The sequence below is a fragment of the Rhizobium mongolense subsp. loessense genome (assembly GCF_900099775.1).
GTDB lineage: Bacteria > Pseudomonadota > Alphaproteobacteria > Rhizobiales > Rhizobiaceae > Rhizobium > Rhizobium loessense.
On sequence record NZ_FMTM01000001.1, the window covers coordinates 852335 to 866069 of the forward strand.

A 13735-nucleotide genomic window follows, 5' to 3' on the forward strand; every position below is an offset into this window, starting at 1 on the left:
TAGGATGCCGCGGCTAAATGCGCAACCGGAATAAAGGGCGTAGAACCGCCCTTTCCTATTCGCTGACGCGCTCGACGAGCGCGCCGCAGCGGGTGAGCTTTTCTTCCAGCCGCTCGAAGCCGCGATCGAGGTGGTAGACGCGCGACACCATGGTCTCGCCTTCGGCGGCAAGACCGGCGATCACCAGCGAAACGGAAGCACGAAGGTCCGTTGCCATCACCGGAGCGCCTTTCAGCCGCGGCACGCCCTCGATCTTCGCCGTCTGGCCGGAAAGCGAAATCTTCGCGCCGAGGCGGGCAAGCTCCTGCACATGCATGAAGCGGTTTTCGAAGATGGTTTCCGTCACATGCGAAATGCCCGACGAGCGCGTCATCAGTGCCATGAACTGCGCCTGCAGGTCCGTCGGGAAGCCAGGGAACGGATCGGTCACGACATCGACCGGCCTGATGCCGGCACCATTGCGCCTGACGCGCACGCCGTTGTTGGTCGGCGAGATTTCCGCACCGGCACGGCGGAGGGTCTCGAATGCCGTTTCGAGCAGAGCTGCATCGGTGTTTTCCAAAACGACGTCGCCCCCGGTCATCGCGACGGCCATGGCATAGGTGCCGGTCTCGATGCGGTCCGGCAGGACGCGGTGGCGCGCGCCGGAAAGCGACTGCACGCCTTCGATGGTGATCGTCGAGGTGCCCTGGCCGGAAATCTTCGCGCCCATGGCGTTCAGGCAGTTGGCGAGGTCGACGACTTCCGGTTCGCGAGCGGCATTGCCGATGATCGTGGTGCCGCGGGCAAGCGTTGCCGCCATCATCACTACATGGGTCGCACCGACGGAAACTTTCGGAAACGTGTAGCGCGTGCCGATCAGGCCTCCGTTGGGTGCCGTCGCGTTGATATAGCCACCGTCGATTTCGAGGTTCGCGCCGAGCGCTGCAAGTCCTTCGAGAAAGAGATCCACCGGACGCGTGCCGATGGCGCAGCCGCCCGGCAATGAGACGCGGCAATGGCCTTCGCGTGCGAGCAGCGGTCCGATGACCCAGAACGAAGCGCGCATCTTCGAGACCAGCTCATAGGGCGCGGTCGTATCGACGATGGTGCGGCAGGTGAAGTGGATCGTGCGTGCATAGGAGTCTTCCTGGCGCTCGCGGCGGCCGTTGACGGCAACGTCGACGCCATGATTGCCGAGGATGCGCATCAAAAGTTCGACATCCGCCAGATGAGGGACGTTTTCGAGCGTCAAGGTATCGCTGGTCAAAAGCGAGGCGATCATCAGCGGCAAGGCAGCATTCTTAGCGCCGGAAATCGGAATGATGCCATGGAGCTCATTACCGCCGACAATTCTGATACGATCCATATGGGCTTACGGGCTGTGCCCGCCTTTCTGAAAGTTCTGCCTTTAAAAGGGATGGGGGTCTTTAGACGAATTCCGGGTAGGCTTCAATTCGTCGTGAACGAACATTACGATTCGTCCATTTTTGCGGCAGGAAGCCCATTTGTCTCATCCGCCTGGCCCGAGCGGCGCGCCCGTGTCTGCTGTTTTCGGCGGGCGAGATTTTCGCGAAGCTTTTCGGCAGCGCGTTCGCGGCGCAGTTTCGCCTGCTCTTCGATCACTGCCTTGCGGCCCTTTGCGGCATTTTCCATCTTGTCGTCCATGCCTGATGTTTAGCGGATTCCGCCTCACGCAAAAAGGGCCTTGGCCTTAATACATGCGAAGTTGGAATTTGCGGCTTGCGCTTATCAAGAAGCTGTGGCAATAGGCCCCCCGTTCACGCAATGCAGCCGTCCGGCTCATGCGTCCTGGTCCTGCTGCCGTAGCTCAGTGGTAGAGCACACCCTTGGTAAGGGTGAGGTCGGTGGTTCAATCCCACTCGGCAGCACCAGTTTTCCCCAAAGAAAACAATAGCATGACAGGCGGACATAGTGCGATGGCCGTGCGCAGAACCACACGAAAGCGCGGAACGGAACGCGAATTGCACAGGAAATCCGTGCAAAATCGGCGCAGTCGGTTCTCGGGATGTTCACACATATAGCCGTCTGCGGAATCGCTTCAGAGCCATTTTGCGGAAAGTTTGCTTTGACGAATGCTGGTTCCGAAGGCTGTGCGTCTACCTAGATTGCGCCATAAACCGCATGGCAACCGTAGTGTGCATAGAGCTGTCGATATATGGCTTTCGACGAGGTTTCCGTGAGTCAATTGTTCGGCCTGACATCAGTCCCTCATCGTTGCCTGGCGTTCCCGTCAGCATTGCAGATTTTTGCGGATTCGCCAATTATAACTCGATCTCGTGGCGCGTCGATTTGACGAGACTGGTGCCATCGGCGGCCTTTGGATGGCCGCTTCGGCACGACTGGCGACCATCGCAATGGCAGCGAAGCGCCATGAGCGGTCATCGTTATGTCTTGTAGCGGCGGTATGCGGTCGTTCACGGCAACTCCCAAAGGCGACAAAATGATAGAAACAGAGCGTCTGCTGTTGCGGCATCCCAGCGCGGTTGATCTCCCTGCTTGGACCGTGTTTCTCTCCGACGCTGAGGTTCACTAGATTCATCGGCGGCCCGCAAGATGCTACAGGTGCGTGGCGCAATCTATGCCTTTTCGCAGGGGCTTGGAGCGGTCAGGGGTATAGCAATTTCTCGGTAATCGAGAAGGCGACGGGTCGTTGGATAGGCCGCGCGGGCGCGTGGTTCCCTCCCGGATGCGTAGGCCCTGAGATTGGCTGGGCGTTCAGTCGCGACGTTTGGGGCAAAGGATACGCCACTGAGGCGGCAACTCGCTGCTTAATTTGGGCGTTTGAAGAGCTTGGTTGGATGGAAGCAGTCCACATCATTCATCCTGAAAATTATGCCTCCATCGCCGTCGCAAAAAGAATCGGTGCAATCCCTCGGGTATCTGAAAACGCCCAAAAAAATCTCGTCTATGTCACCACAAGGGAAGGCTGGTCTCCCAAAGACAACGGGATAACAAAAGCTGATGTCCGCAGAGGGCCGGGAACCACCGAAGATGCTATTGTCCGTCCCGCCCAAAGCGGCGACGAGGTGGGAGGAGCGGCGGAGGCATAATCATGGAATCTGTTGTGTTGTGTTCCCAGCGTTCTTGGACTCGTCGGCCAAAAGCGTCCGCTCCAACCCAGGAATGTCTGGTCAATAAGGGTTCGGCTCGAAATGAGCGGTGCGACCCGTGAGCTGGCACTTTTCAACCTCGCCATCGACAGCAAGCTCCGCGCATGTGATCTCGTCCGATTAAGGATTGAAGACCTTTGGTCAGGTGCTTCGATCAGAGATCGCGCAACAATCATTCAGAAAAAGACGAGACGTCCAGTCCAGTTCGAGGTGACGGAGCAGACGAAAACTGCATTGGCAGCTTGGCTCCCGTTCGTTCGAAGGAATGGCGGAAGTTATCTATTTCCAAGCCGCCGACAGACATCGCAGCACATCTCGACACGGCAGTATGCCAGGATCGTCCACAGGTGGGTCGCGAGTATCGGGCTAGAGTCGAGCGCCTACGGCACGCACTCTATGAGAAGGACAAAGGCGGCACAAATCTACAAAAAGACAGGCAATCTACGGGCGGTCCAAATCCTTCTCGGTCACACCAAGCTCGAAAGTACCGTTCGATATCTCGGCGTAGAGGTGGATGACGCTTTGCGGATTGCCGAGCAGATCATGTTATGACGACCTGACCATCGGCGAAAGCCGGTGGTCGCCCCCGCGCCAGAAGTGGTTATCTCAATGTCGTCTCATAATAGTGAATCTCCAGCAGCAAGCAGCCCATCTCTGATTTGAATGGCCCATGAAAGACCCCTGGAGGACGGCATGCGTAGGTATGAGCAGGATATGTTTCGGGGGACCTGTCGCCGACTATGAGGTCGCCTTCGAGAAGATAGACCTCTTCCCAGTAGTCATGCACGAACGGCTTTTCAGTGCGCGCGCCCGGTAGGAAACGCAGCAATCGTGTCCGGTTGCCTTCGCCCTTCACTTCGTCAAGCCGCCCCGCCAGTATTTTCTGCTCTATTCCCTCCGGGTAGCCAGGAGGGACATGCCACCCCTGTCCCATGTCCACCTGATGGAATTCCTTGTGCTCTTTCAGTGTGGACGGGTGCATGGTCATTCCGCCACTGCCGCGAGGGCTCCAAGTTCGTTTTCGAGCGAATAGGAATCAAGCATCTGATCGACCAATCGGGTGCCGGAATGCCAGTCGCACGTTCTATAACTGTGATTCCTGGTGACGAAGTTCGCGCCCGCATAGAACATCTCGTATTGGGTATGCCTCGAGGCGAACTCGGAGCCGATCGCATCCCAGGCCAGCTTGAAGAGCTTCACCCGCCCTTCGGCACTCGTGGATGGTGATTGCTGGGTCTTCTCGATCAGAGCCCTGAGTTGGGGATCGGCGAAATCTTCGACGCTTGAGGGCAGCATGATCAGTCCGCCGCCGGCCAGTTCACGCAGTGCCGAAATCACTTCCGGATAGAGCTTCTGCGTGAGTACCTGAGCCGAATAGAGCGTGTGCGCATCCGGGACGAAGTAGGCACCGAAGTTTCGTCCCTTGACCTCCATGGCATGCACCAGCGCATCGACCATCGCGCTCTGGGCCGCCAGGACACCGAGCGTTTCGCGCACCTGCGGGAAATTGACGATGCCGTTGGTCTCGGTGATGCGATGTGCCAACCCCAGAAGAAATCGCATCTTCACCATCAGGCGGATTTGTGCCTGGTAATTCTGCAGGACATGGGCGGGCGTCGCATGAAATTGCTGCTGGCACATGTGGATGTCCTGGTTGATGAAAACCCTATCCCACGGCACTTTAACGTCATCGAAATAAAGGATCGCATCGTTCTCATCGAAGCGGCTGGCGAGCGGATTGTCGAAAACGCTGGTTGCATTTTCTTCATACGACTTGCGGGACATGATCTTCAGCCCGGCTGCATTCATGGGCACTGCGAAGGAGACTGCATAGGGCTCGTCTCCTTGTGAAAGCGGCTGGATACAAGTGACGATCACCTCGTTGGCCATGATGCCGCCTGTCGCCAACATCTTTGCGCCGCGGATTGTCAGACCTTCCGCGTCCTGGTCGACAACGCCGGCCGTCAAGGTGCCGTCCTGCTGCTGGCTTGCGCTCTTCGACCGGTCAGCCTGAGGGTTGATGATCACGTAGGTCAGGTAAAGGTCGTTATCGCGGGCGTATCGATAGTAGTCGGCAAGGGCGTCGGCTCGCTTCGGATCGTAGGCCTGAAAGACCTCAATTCCCATCATCATGCCGGCCAGACAGGACGCGACATGGTCCGGCGCACGGCCAAGGAAACCGCAATGCAACGTTGCCCAGGTCTCCAGCGCTCTTCGGCGCTCCACCAGCTCCGCATGGTTGCCAGGCATCTGCCAAATGCGGCTTGCAGTGCCGACGCCGTTCACCTCGTATGTCATGAGGGAGCGATTCTGCTCGGCGCTTTGGAAATCGTAGAGCCGCGCCACTGATTGTATGGATTGGCAAAAGGCCGGATGGATCGTGACATCGTCGGCGGGCTTTCCGTTGATGAGCACGTGCCTGCCATCCCGCAGGGTTTCGATATGCTCTGAACCCGTTTTCAACATGTCATCCCCCTCAATAGTGCATGGCTAGTGGCCAGGACGCTTCGTTGTGCCTCTCACTTTCTAGCGCGGCATATCGGCCCTTGCTGAACACGAGCGGCCGGCGGTCCCAAAACGATTGGAATGATGTCACTCTGCCAATGAACAGCAGATGGTCGCCACCGTCATGGGCAGCCCAAGGCGCGCAGTGGAACACTGCTGCAGCTCCTGGAAGGACGATACCATGCCCGACTATCGTCTCGCAGGCGATCCCTTCCCATTTGTTGGAAAGCGGCTTGGAAAATCGGCTCGACAAATCCGCCTGGTTCTCAGACAACACGTTGATCGCGTAGCCCTCCGCCTGCGCCCACTGGGAAAGGCTGGCGGCCCGGCGATCAATGGAGAAAAGGATCAGCGGCGGGTTGAGCGACAGCGAGTTGAACGAACTGATCGTGACGCCGAGTTTTTCCGCGCCGATCGTGCTGGTGACCACGCATACCCCAGTCGGGAACTGCCCTAAAGCCTGCCTGAATGAACGCACGTCCATGACCGGTTCCATGGCTTCCCCCGATGTCGATTTGATCTATCTGATTGCCAATCCTGTAATTTCTGCGTTCTTTGCTAACCTGGCCGCAAGCTGCGAGCCTATACCACCGCGCGCGAGCCGGGCGACCAGTCGCCGAGTGTAGGTGCCCGCAATGCTGCCAAAGTCCGAGCCAAATGCACCCCGACCGCCGCGGCGGCCTCGTCCGCTTGAGAGGTCCGAATAGCCTGCGCTATTGCCCGATGCTCCGACAGCACCTCGTCAACGCGTCTGCCGACAGAGATCGCATGGACCCCCATTCGAACCTGTTTATCGCGAAGGCTCTCATAGAAGGTCGCCAGAACAGGATTGCCCGCAGCCCTCACGATCGCCCGGTGAAATTCTCGGTCGCTTTCGATGAACGCGACGCGATCGTTTCGGACCTTCTCCTGCTGAGCGATCAGGCGGTCCAACTCAGCGGCCAAGTCCACCCCGAAGCGGCTTGCCTGCTGTGCGCACCATTCCTCGACTAGGCCGCGTGCCTGCATGATCGCGTCAACCTCAATCTCGGTGATCGGCGCGATATATGCCCCCTTCTTGGGCAAAATCCGCAATAAGCCATCGGCCTCCAGTCGCAGAAACGCCTCCCTGACCGGGGTTCGCGAGACGCCTGTTTCCCGACAGACCTGCGCCTCTGTGAGGAACGTCGTCTCATGGCGCGGCAGTGTCAGCACATGCTGCTTCAGCCAGGCATAAACGACATCCTGCGCTGCATCACCTCGCTGGAGCGCGGCAGCGCCGCTGGCTGAATTGGTTGTCATAAGCATGTTGCATACAAGATGCGTATAACAAAGTCAAGCGCATTTCGACGATGACTCCTTTGACAGGAATGGCCGCTCTTGGCCGACTGCAGACGAACGTCTCGACCCGTACGCGGACGTTCAATCCACGAGGCCGTCGATCAACGTTACGATCGCCTCCTCGTAGTCCGACCTCTTCCGGCCCCTATCAATTTCGAGTGCCGCCCGGTCGAACGCGGCCGAAAGAAGGACCGTCAGTGGGTCGACGAGGCCCAGCGACCCTGAAGTTGCCAAGAGTGCCGAGAGCCCGCTCCTGAGAGTGCTCTCGACCTGATCCTCGTTGACGAGAGCCGGAGCCTGCAGCAGCAGAAGCCTGGTCCGCCCTGGCACGGCCATCGCGTCGAAGTATGCGGCCGCCCCAGCGAGGATTGCATCACGCGCAGAGGACGTTGCCGACGAGCGCTTCTCTATTTCGGAAGCTACGGCAGCGCCTTCCCTTTCGACCACTGCGGTGAACAGTGCCTTCTTGTCCGGGAAGTGGTGGTAGAGTGCGCCGCGCGTCACGTTCGCTGCAGCGACGATATTCGGAGTCGCGGTTTCGGCATAGCCTCTATCCACGAAGAGGGCTCTGGCGGCATCCAGCAGTGCTGTCCGAGTGGCATCTGTCCGTTCTCGATTGTTGCGTGCCATCGGCATTCCTTTACATACAGGCAGAATGTTTCTATAAACATGCAGATTGAATGTAATTGATGTTGATCAGGAGCGAAAGCCATGAAGACAACGAGCTACTACCCGGTCATTATGACGGATGACGTCGCCGCGACAGCAGCCTTCTACATCGAACACTTTGGCTTCGAAGCGCAGTTTTCAGCAGATTGGTATGTTCATCTGCAGTCCAAAGACAGCGAACATGTGGCCCTGGCTGTGCTCGACGGCAGTCACAGCACGATCCCAGAAGGGGCTCGAGGCAAAGCGTCGGGGTTGCTACTCAATTTCGAGGTTGAGGACGTAGACGGATCATATCAGAGGCTGTTGAAAGCGGGCCTGCCCATCCGTCTTGAGCTTCGGGATGAGGAATTTGGCCAGAGGCATTTTATAACAGCCGACCCGAATGGGGTCCTTATCGATATCATCAAGCCGATCCCCCCGAGCGACCAGTACGGGGAGATGTACGAGGCTGGTTCCCTCCCGCGATAGTTTGAGGTCCCAGCCGACCAAGGGGTGATAGAAGGCCTTGGTACCTTGGCGGCTTCGCGCGCCAATTGCGGTCATTGCGCCCCGATGGACCGCCCCTATAATCGTTCTACTGCGAGAGGCTGCTGATTTGAAGCTAGTACGGGTATCGAGCGAATCTGAATGGGAGGCGTATCATCAGATTCGACGGCATGTGCTGTTCGATCTGCCCGGATTGTCTGGATACGACGATCACCATCCTGACGACAGAAAGCCGGAGCATCTTCCGCTGATTTTTGTCGATGGCAATGAGTGCGTCGGTGCCGTCCGTCTTGATCTCACTGGGAACGGGAATGGGGCGTTTGGTGTGGTAAAGTTAGCTTCGCGCCTCGGAGTGCCTTGCGTCCGAAACCAACCATTCAGCCACGATCAGCCCGTGAGGCGCGCACGAAACAACGTGGAGCCGTCCGTCAGGCGCGACCTGGAGATATCCCGCAATCCAGCCTCGGTCATCCACGCACGATACTGACCTTCGGTGTACGATTCGCCGTGGCGATAGAGGTTCAAGAAGGTGAGATTCAGAAAGACACCCTCAGGCGGGCCAAGGCGGTCGTCATCGACAACACCCCACCCCGCAATTGCGATCTCGCCTCCGGGTGTGAGGCAACGCGCCGCGTTCAGGATCGAACTGCGCGCCTGGTCCGGCGGAAGGACCTGGACGACGGCCTTCAGGATCGCCAGATCGTGCCGACCGTTCGATGGCGCGACAGTTATGTCCCCCTCTTCGACAACCACGTCGTTGGCACCGTATTCTGACAGGATATCTGGCGCGACCGCTGCGACCGTTGGGAGTTCCATCAGCGTCGCCGCAATCTGCGGCCGCCGCTCGCGAAGGCCAACGAGAATGGTCCCGGGCCCCCCACCGATGTCGATCACCGAACCGATCGCCGAGAGGTCTATCTCCTGGGCCAGATGTCGGCCGAAAATCACCCCACCCGGTGCGAGCATGCGGCTGAACGCCGCCGCGGCCTCAGGCCCCGCTTCGGAAAAGTCGTGCAGCGCAGCCGGCCGGTTCTGTCGCAGCGACTCTGCGGTTAGCAGATCGGCTCCCCAAAGCTCGCGCAGGAGCGCATGATCGCCGCCGCGATAGGTCGGCTTGGACGCGTCGAGGAAGGCGGACGCTTCGGCTCCGTTGCGAAATTGGCCATCCTTGACTTCGAGGAGACCGATGCTGGCGAGCGCGTAGAGGAGCCGCGACAGACGGTCGGGCTCGACTTTGAGCACGGCCCCAAGGCTGTCAGCAGTCACCGCGCTGCCACCAAGTTGGGTGAAGATGCCAAGGTCTAGCCCGGCGCCAAGCGCCAAGGCGGGGGGCACCGCTGCGATCAGGTTGTCGATCCGATCAGAATCCACCATGTCACGTCCCCTTCCGCGATCCAGGACCGACTTCGAAGCAGCTCCCATAAAATTAAAACCTCCGTTCTCCGGAAAGTGAAGACAAAATCATTGTTTCGAGCGACCGACACGATGACGTAACGGATAATCTTAGCAAAGCTGAACGAACGTCGGCTTCTGAGAATGTCTATCGCCGCCTCGAACGGCCGACAAGGCGCGAAGCCGACACTATATTTAGCTGAGTGATTGGCCGCTTTGGCCGAACGCCGACAAGCAGCAGCTTGGGAAGCTTCGAGAACCTTGAGCAAAATCAAGGCGGCGTTTCACTAAGAAGTCCCCTCGCCGGGTAGCGTCCGGCGAGGTTTGAAACGCCGTATGGGAGTCAGAAGAGGTGTCCGGCAAGCGCGAGAAATCATAGACTTGCAGAAACGTGGGACAATTTTTTCGTCAACGAAACTATTATACTTTTGGTTCCGAATGTCCCACAATTTGCGCCATGCTGCACTGGAATTAAAGGCTTCATTTAGGCCCATAGTAGAGCCACCAGAAGCCTCGGATTTGATATCGGTGCTGTGGAAGTTTCCTCACGTCAATTGCTACTGATCGCGAAGAAGGCGGTATAAGGCCAGAGCGTCGCTCCAGGCCGCGGCAGACGGAGCCAGGAGAAAATAGACGTGCAAGATCGCCTCGGCGGAGCGTCAAGGTTTTCCACGAACTGTTTGAAAGATCAGCCGACTAACCGGGTCGTTGAAAAGACCGACAGGATTTCAGCTTTTCACAAAGTCCGCCGCGCTGAGGGGAACAGGTCTGTAGCCGTCGACGTCGGCAATGTCATACTCCCGACCCAGCTCTGCCGCGACCAGGACACGCCCGGATTTCGACATCAGCGCAGGGTCCCGCCAAAGTCCGGCGATGACATGGCCGATGAACCTCGGGGACTCGGAGTTGGACAAGTCGAAATATTCGGCGTTCTGCATGACGGCTTCGGTGCGTACCAGCCCGGGATAGAGTGCGACGGCGGCGACTTTATGTGGACGCAATTCATGTGCGAAGTCCGCGGCCATCTTGTCGGCGGCGGCTTTGGCCATGCCGTAGATCGCGTTGCCGTCGTAGAATTGAGCTGCCCAGAATGAAATATTGACGATCAGACCGCGCTGCGTCGAGATCATCGTCGGCGCCACTGCGCGCGACATCATGAAAGCAGCCCTCAGGGCGGTGCCGATCATTGCGTCCCACCGCCAGACGGGCTGCTCCCAGAAAGGGCGCGGCCAGGTAAAATCGCCATCCTCGACCATGTTTTCATACCCGGGCCATGCATTGTTCACCAGAATGTCCAGCCTGTTGGCGGCCCTGATCTCTTCAGCCACGCGCTCGGTTTCGGCGTCGTTGCTGTGGTCGCAATGATGAACGACTAGTCGTCCGGATAATGCCGCAGCCTCAAGCGCAAGCCCCTCCAGCGATCCCGCGCGTTTACCTCCCAGGCTTGCTTCCGCCTCGGAACGCGTCCTGCCGGTAACGTGGACCGTGGCTCCCTCGGCGAGCAGCGACAGCGCAATCCCGCGGCCGACACCGCGGCTTGCGCCCGTAACCAACGCGACGACATCTTTCATACTGGTTAGCCTCCTATACGATGGCTGTTGCAGGCAAGGGACATCGGAATTTTGCTGCAGGCAGAAAACGGATGCTTGCCGCATGAAACCCCAGGGAGCAGTCAAATACAACTCGCGGAGGCTGCCCGATTAGGGCCGACTGCCGCCATGGCACAGATGCGCCAATTGTGGTTATTGGTTCGGCTTGGATGAAAGACCGAACTGGGGCCGGGCACAACGGTGGCCTGAAAATGGTGTGCGAGGAGGCGTGAAAATATGACACCCGGTCGCCTCGGAATCATCTACGACCTTCACGAAGCGGCGGAGAGACTGCATATGACGCCGCGCGCCGTCGCCAAAGTTGCGCGCGCGGCGGGTTTGTGCACCATATCGGGCCGCGACTTCCTTTTCACGGATAGCGATCTCGTCGAGATCTGGAACAAGAAACGAAGCCTCTCAAGCTCATCACCCGGCCCGGCTCTGAAAACTACTACATCCGTGACACGATCCGCGGACAAAGCGTTTTCGAGTCTACTGGCACGAGCGATCGAAGAACGGCAGAAGAAATCCGCATCAAGGCGGAAGCGCGCCTCCTAGACGAAAGCGTGCATGGCAAGCACGCCATGATCACCTTCGACGAGGCGGCCGAGAGCTACGTCACTTCTGGCGGATAGCGGAACCACAATAGCTCCCACTCCCAACAATACCGGCTCGGGCACGACCCGAACGGATCCCGGCATTACCAACAGCACGATCAATTCCGGTGCCGTCGATCTGAACAGGAGCGGCAGTACCATCAACCCAAGCGGCGTCAACCCTGCGATCCCGTCATCGCCTGGCTGCGCGAATGTAACGGGCCAGCAGGACGACGCGGCCAGCGGGACCTCCGGGCTCGGCTGCCCGCCTCTTCCTCGCTAAGGTCGCGAGACGCCAATCCGGCTTTAAGAGCGCCCTGATTGCAAAAAAGCGAGCGGTCACCCTTCAGGCGTGACCGGTCCGGCGGCATCATTTCTGCCAAAGAATTCAATTCTCCGTCGCAACTCCCGCATCTGCCATATCAAACCCGATTGCCGGCGACAAATATCCCGCTAATATATCCCTGTGCAGGGTCCTTGCTAGGGGAACGCAAAGGGCTGGATGCGCGTTTTGGCGTAAACGCTGGAGGAATACGCCTATGGCAACGGAAAGATGGGGAAATCCGGTCAAGGTCGGCTTCGAAAATGCCGATGCGCGAACTGTGAACGGCCCGTTCGATGCACTGAAATGCCTTACCGATCTTTGGCCCGCAAACCGCGGGCTTCGTTATCTTAAGGCCCGCAGTGTTTGCCGCGCGGCGCTCGATGGACGCAAGACCGCCGAGGAGGCCCGCGCCGAGTTTCTGGCGGCGGCGGAAGAAGCTAAGCTGAAGCTGCACTGACGGGTGCGGCTGACTGTAATCGGAAATTGCTGCCCTGTGCCGTTCAGGCAAGGTTGTTCATTTTCATTTAACTGTTGAAGCAGGACAGGCTGGAAACCTTTCTAAACTCGTTGCACACCAGCGCTCGCTACTCATCAACACCCCAGCCATCATGATGATGGTCAGAGTCTCGTTCCCTCAGCCATGCGCAGGCGAGCCTCGTCCAGGCGGAACCCCATTTTGTTGCTCTTCAGCAGCTGCTGTCGCTTTCTATCTCGAGATAGCCGACGCCGATGATGGTGCCGTCCGGAGCACGGATGAAGGATGGCAGATAATGCGCGTCGTCGGCCGGCTCACAGGCAGGCGCGCTGGTATACTCATTGAGCGCAATCTGATCCTGCGGCAATGCCGAATAATAATCGATATCGGTTTTAAGTGAGGCGGATGCAGGTGTGGCAAATGCGGCGGATGCAACAAGAAGGGTGGCAGCGCCCAGACGGAATGTCGTCCTCATAACAGTCTCCGACGTTGAATTCAGACGATCAAACACGTGAGACGCAATTTTTGTTCCCGCTTTTTCTTGTGCATGCTCGCGCGAATCTTTTGGAACTTTCTTTTCGCTTGAAAAAGTTTAATTGAATTGTCCCAAATCACGTTACTCGAAGTAGAAATTTCCATGAGAACACTGATGCTTATCATTATTGCAGCGATGATCGCCTCGATTCTCAGTATCCTGGTGGTCAAACCTTTCGACAAGGGCGGGGGAAAAGACGACACGCCACCGGAGACGATCCAGCAGCCAGAACCGAACTGACCGGTCGCCGCACTAGCAGCGGCTTTGATGCTCCAAATCGGTCTTCCGTTGCATACCGGCACGACGAGCTGATGGGGACGTCAAGCATTGTCTTTGAAACCACTCTTGCGTGTGGCAGCAGGTGGCCCATATGCAATGGATCGACAGCCGAGTAGTTCAATGAAAGTGATCGTTTCGGCAATTCTCGCGGCGGTTGTGCTCTGTGCCTGCACATCCTCCGGCGCATCGGAGCCCACGCCCATTCCCGGACAGCTTGACCTATGGCGGGCAGCCGCGAACAAAACTGACTAAATCACCCGTCGGCAGCGCCGTTTACAACAATTTCTACAATTCAAGCGGCAACCGGGTGCGGGAAACCTACATTCTCCAGCCAGATCGGAGCTTGAAACTCATGCGGCAGGAAGTGGTGTCCGCCGTTCACTAAAGCTTGCGCTTGACAGGAATCATTATCGAGAACATTCAAGGAACGCCTAATCTGTCCGCGCCGTCA

General features: G+C 58.1%; 16 protein-coding genes, 1 tRNA gene and 1 pseudogene. 7 read left to right on the plus strand and 11 right to left on the minus strand.

Annotated elements, in window-relative coordinates:
• Positions 1-55: 55 nt before the first annotated feature.
• Together murA and BLP23_RS04250 are read right to left on the minus strand one after the other, a co-directional pair.
• Complete coding sequence (gene murA, locus BLP23_RS04245; protein WP_092583664.1) at positions 56-1348, minus strand: UDP-N-acetylglucosamine 1-carboxyvinyltransferase; 1293 nt, start codon at positions 1346-1348, stop codon at positions 56-58.
• A 104-nt stretch (positions 1349-1452) separates the two neighbouring features.
• Positions 1453-1635, minus strand: a complete 183-nt coding sequence (locus BLP23_RS04250; protein WP_376773784.1) for a hypothetical protein — start codon at positions 1633-1635, stop codon at positions 1453-1455.
• A 164-nt stretch (positions 1636-1799) separates the two neighbouring features.
• Between BLP23_RS04250 and BLP23_RS04255 the strand changes: the two genes are divergently transcribed.
• From BLP23_RS04255 to BLP23_RS04265, 3 genes are all read left to right on the plus strand, one after another.
• Positions 1800-1874 (plus strand) — tRNA-Thr (locus BLP23_RS04255).
• A 612-nt stretch (positions 1875-2486) separates the two neighbouring features.
• A complete protein-coding gene (locus BLP23_RS04260; protein WP_167363824.1) occupies positions 2487-3053 on the plus strand; it encodes a GNAT family N-acetyltransferase in 567 nt (188 codons plus the stop codon).
• A 102-nt stretch (positions 3054-3155) separates the two neighbouring features.
• On the plus strand, positions 3156-3665 hold the full coding sequence (locus tag BLP23_RS04265; protein WP_233426624.1) for a tyrosine-type recombinase/integrase: 510 nt from the start codon (positions 3156-3158) through the stop codon (positions 3663-3665).
• Positions 3666-3714: 49 nt separating this feature from the next.
• On the opposite strand, the gene BLP23_RS04270 is transcribed toward BLP23_RS04265, so the two are convergent.
• The 5 genes from BLP23_RS04270 to BLP23_RS04290 all read right to left on the minus strand — a co-directional run bounded on the left by BLP23_RS04270 (position 3715) and on the right by BLP23_RS04290 (position 7568).
• The gene (locus BLP23_RS04270; RefSeq protein ID WP_092583667.1) at positions 3715-4095 is read right to left on the minus strand and encodes a cupin domain-containing protein; all 381 of its coding nucleotides are present in this window, start codon (positions 4093-4095) and stop codon (positions 3715-3717) included.
• A gap of 2 nt (positions 4096-4097) precedes the next feature.
• The gene (locus tag BLP23_RS04275; protein WP_092583668.1) at positions 4098-5579 is read right to left on the minus strand and encodes a 4-hydroxyphenylacetate 3-hydroxylase family protein; all 1482 of its coding nucleotides are present in this window, start codon (positions 5577-5579) and stop codon (positions 4098-4100) included.
• 10 nt (positions 5580-5589) lie between these two features.
• Positions 5590-6114 (minus strand): flavin reductase family protein, encoded by a 525-nt coding sequence (locus BLP23_RS04280; RefSeq protein ID WP_092583669.1) that lies wholly within the window; start codon positions 6112-6114, stop codon positions 5590-5592.
• An 86-nt stretch (positions 6115-6200) separates the two neighbouring features.
• Positions 6201-6899: a GntR family transcriptional regulator gene (locus BLP23_RS04285; RefSeq protein ID WP_092583670.1), complete on the minus strand. Its 699-nt coding sequence runs from the start codon at positions 6897-6899 to the stop codon at positions 6201-6203.
• Positions 6900-7019: 120 nt separating this feature from the next.
• Entirely contained in the window at positions 7020-7568 is a 549-nt protein-coding gene (locus BLP23_RS04290) for a TetR/AcrR family transcriptional regulator (protein ID WP_092583671.1), read from the minus strand.
• Between the two features lie 81 nt (positions 7569-7649).
• On the opposite strand from BLP23_RS04290, the gene BLP23_RS04295 reads away from it, so the two are divergent.
• The gene (locus tag BLP23_RS04295; RefSeq protein ID WP_074067875.1) at positions 7650-8075 is read left to right on the plus strand and encodes a VOC family protein; all 426 of its coding nucleotides are present in this window, start codon (positions 7650-7652) and stop codon (positions 8073-8075) included.
• Between the two features lie 405 nt (positions 8076-8480).
• On the opposite strand, the gene BLP23_RS04300 is transcribed toward BLP23_RS04295, so the two are convergent.
• From BLP23_RS04300 to BLP23_RS04315, 3 genes are all read right to left on the minus strand, one after another.
• Positions 8481-9467, minus strand: a complete 987-nt coding sequence (locus BLP23_RS04300; protein WP_092584265.1) for a methyltransferase — start codon at positions 9465-9467, stop codon at positions 8481-8483.
• Between the two features lie 746 nt (positions 9468-10213).
• Complete coding sequence (locus BLP23_RS04305; protein WP_022713340.1) at positions 10214-11056, minus strand: SDR family NAD(P)-dependent oxidoreductase; 843 nt, start codon at positions 11054-11056, stop codon at positions 10214-10216.
• Between the two features lie 572 nt (positions 11057-11628).
• Complete coding sequence (locus BLP23_RS04315; protein ID WP_139187031.1) at positions 11629-11850, minus strand: hypothetical protein; 222 nt, start codon at positions 11848-11850, stop codon at positions 11629-11631.
• Between the two features lie 359 nt (positions 11851-12209).
• Here BLP23_RS04315 and BLP23_RS04320 point away from each other — a divergent pair, with 359 nt between their 5' ends.
• Positions 12210-12452, plus strand: coding sequence for a DUF982 domain-containing protein (locus BLP23_RS04320; protein ID WP_039843888.1), 243 nt, complete (start codon positions 12210-12212; stop codon positions 12450-12452).
• A gap of 229 nt (positions 12453-12681) precedes the next feature.
• Here the strand turns inward: BLP23_RS04320 and BLP23_RS04325 are convergent, their stop codons facing one another.
• The gene (locus BLP23_RS04325) at positions 12682-12945 is read right to left on the minus strand and encodes a hypothetical protein (RefSeq protein WP_092583673.1); all 264 of its coding nucleotides are present in this window, start codon (positions 12943-12945) and stop codon (positions 12682-12684) included.
• A 174-nt stretch (positions 12946-13119) separates the two neighbouring features.
• Between BLP23_RS04325 and BLP23_RS34915 the strand changes: the two genes are divergently transcribed.
• Complete coding sequence (locus tag BLP23_RS34915; RefSeq protein WP_267890065.1) at positions 13120-13245, plus strand: hypothetical protein; 126 nt, start codon at positions 13120-13122, stop codon at positions 13243-13245.
• 159 nt (positions 13246-13404) lie between these two features.
• Positions 13405-13669: pseudogene (locus BLP23_RS34275) on the plus strand (hypothetical protein).
• Positions 13670-13735: the final 66 nt, after the last annotated feature.

Excerpts from the sequence above, each read along its gene's own strand:
- murA (WP_092583664.1), bottom strand. The coding sequence starts at position 1,348 with ATGGATCGTATCAGAATTGTCGGCGGTAATGAGCTCCATGGCATCATT.
- BLP23_RS04250 (WP_376773784.1), bottom strand. The coding sequence starts at position 1,635 with ATGGAAAATGCCGCAAAGGGCCGCAAGGCAGTGATCGAAGAGCAGGCG.
- BLP23_RS04265 (WP_233426624.1), top strand. The coding sequence starts at position 3,156 with ATGAGCGGTGCGACCCGTGAGCTGGCACTTTTCAACCTCGCCATCGAC.
- BLP23_RS04270 (WP_092583667.1), bottom strand. The coding sequence starts at position 4,095 with ATGCACCCGTCCACACTGAAAGAGCACAAGGAATTCCATCAGGTGGAC.
- BLP23_RS04275 (WP_092583668.1), bottom strand. The coding sequence starts at position 5,579 with ATGTTGAAAACGGGTTCAGAGCATATCGAAACCCTGCGGGATGGCAGG.
- BLP23_RS04280 (WP_092583669.1), bottom strand. The coding sequence starts at position 6,114 with ATGGAACCGGTCATGGACGTGCGTTCATTCAGGCAGGCTTTAGGGCAG.
- BLP23_RS04285 (WP_092583670.1), bottom strand. The coding sequence starts at position 6,899 with ATGACAACCAATTCAGCCAGCGGCGCTGCCGCGCTCCAGCGAGGTGAT.
- BLP23_RS04290 (WP_092583671.1), bottom strand. The coding sequence starts at position 7,568 with ATGGCACGCAACAATCGAGAACGGACAGATGCCACTCGGACAGCACTG.
- BLP23_RS04295 (WP_074067875.1), top strand. The coding sequence starts at position 7,650 with ATGAAGACAACGAGCTACTACCCGGTCATTATGACGGATGACGTCGCC.
- BLP23_RS04300 (WP_092584265.1), bottom strand. The coding sequence starts at position 9,467 with ATGGTGGATTCTGATCGGATCGACAACCTGATCGCAGCGGTGCCCCCC.
- BLP23_RS04305 (WP_022713340.1), bottom strand. The coding sequence starts at position 11,056 with ATGAAAGATGTCGTCGCGTTGGTTACGGGCGCAAGCCGCGGTGTCGGC.
- BLP23_RS04320 (WP_039843888.1), top strand. The coding sequence starts at position 12,210 with ATGGCAACGGAAAGATGGGGAAATCCGGTCAAGGTCGGCTTCGAAAAT.
- BLP23_RS04325 (WP_092583673.1), bottom strand. The coding sequence starts at position 12,945 with ATGAGGACGACATTCCGTCTGGGCGCTGCCACCCTTCTTGTTGCATCC.
- BLP23_RS34915 (WP_267890065.1), top strand. The coding sequence starts at position 13,120 with ATGCTTATCATTATTGCAGCGATGATCGCCTCGATTCTCAGTATCCTG.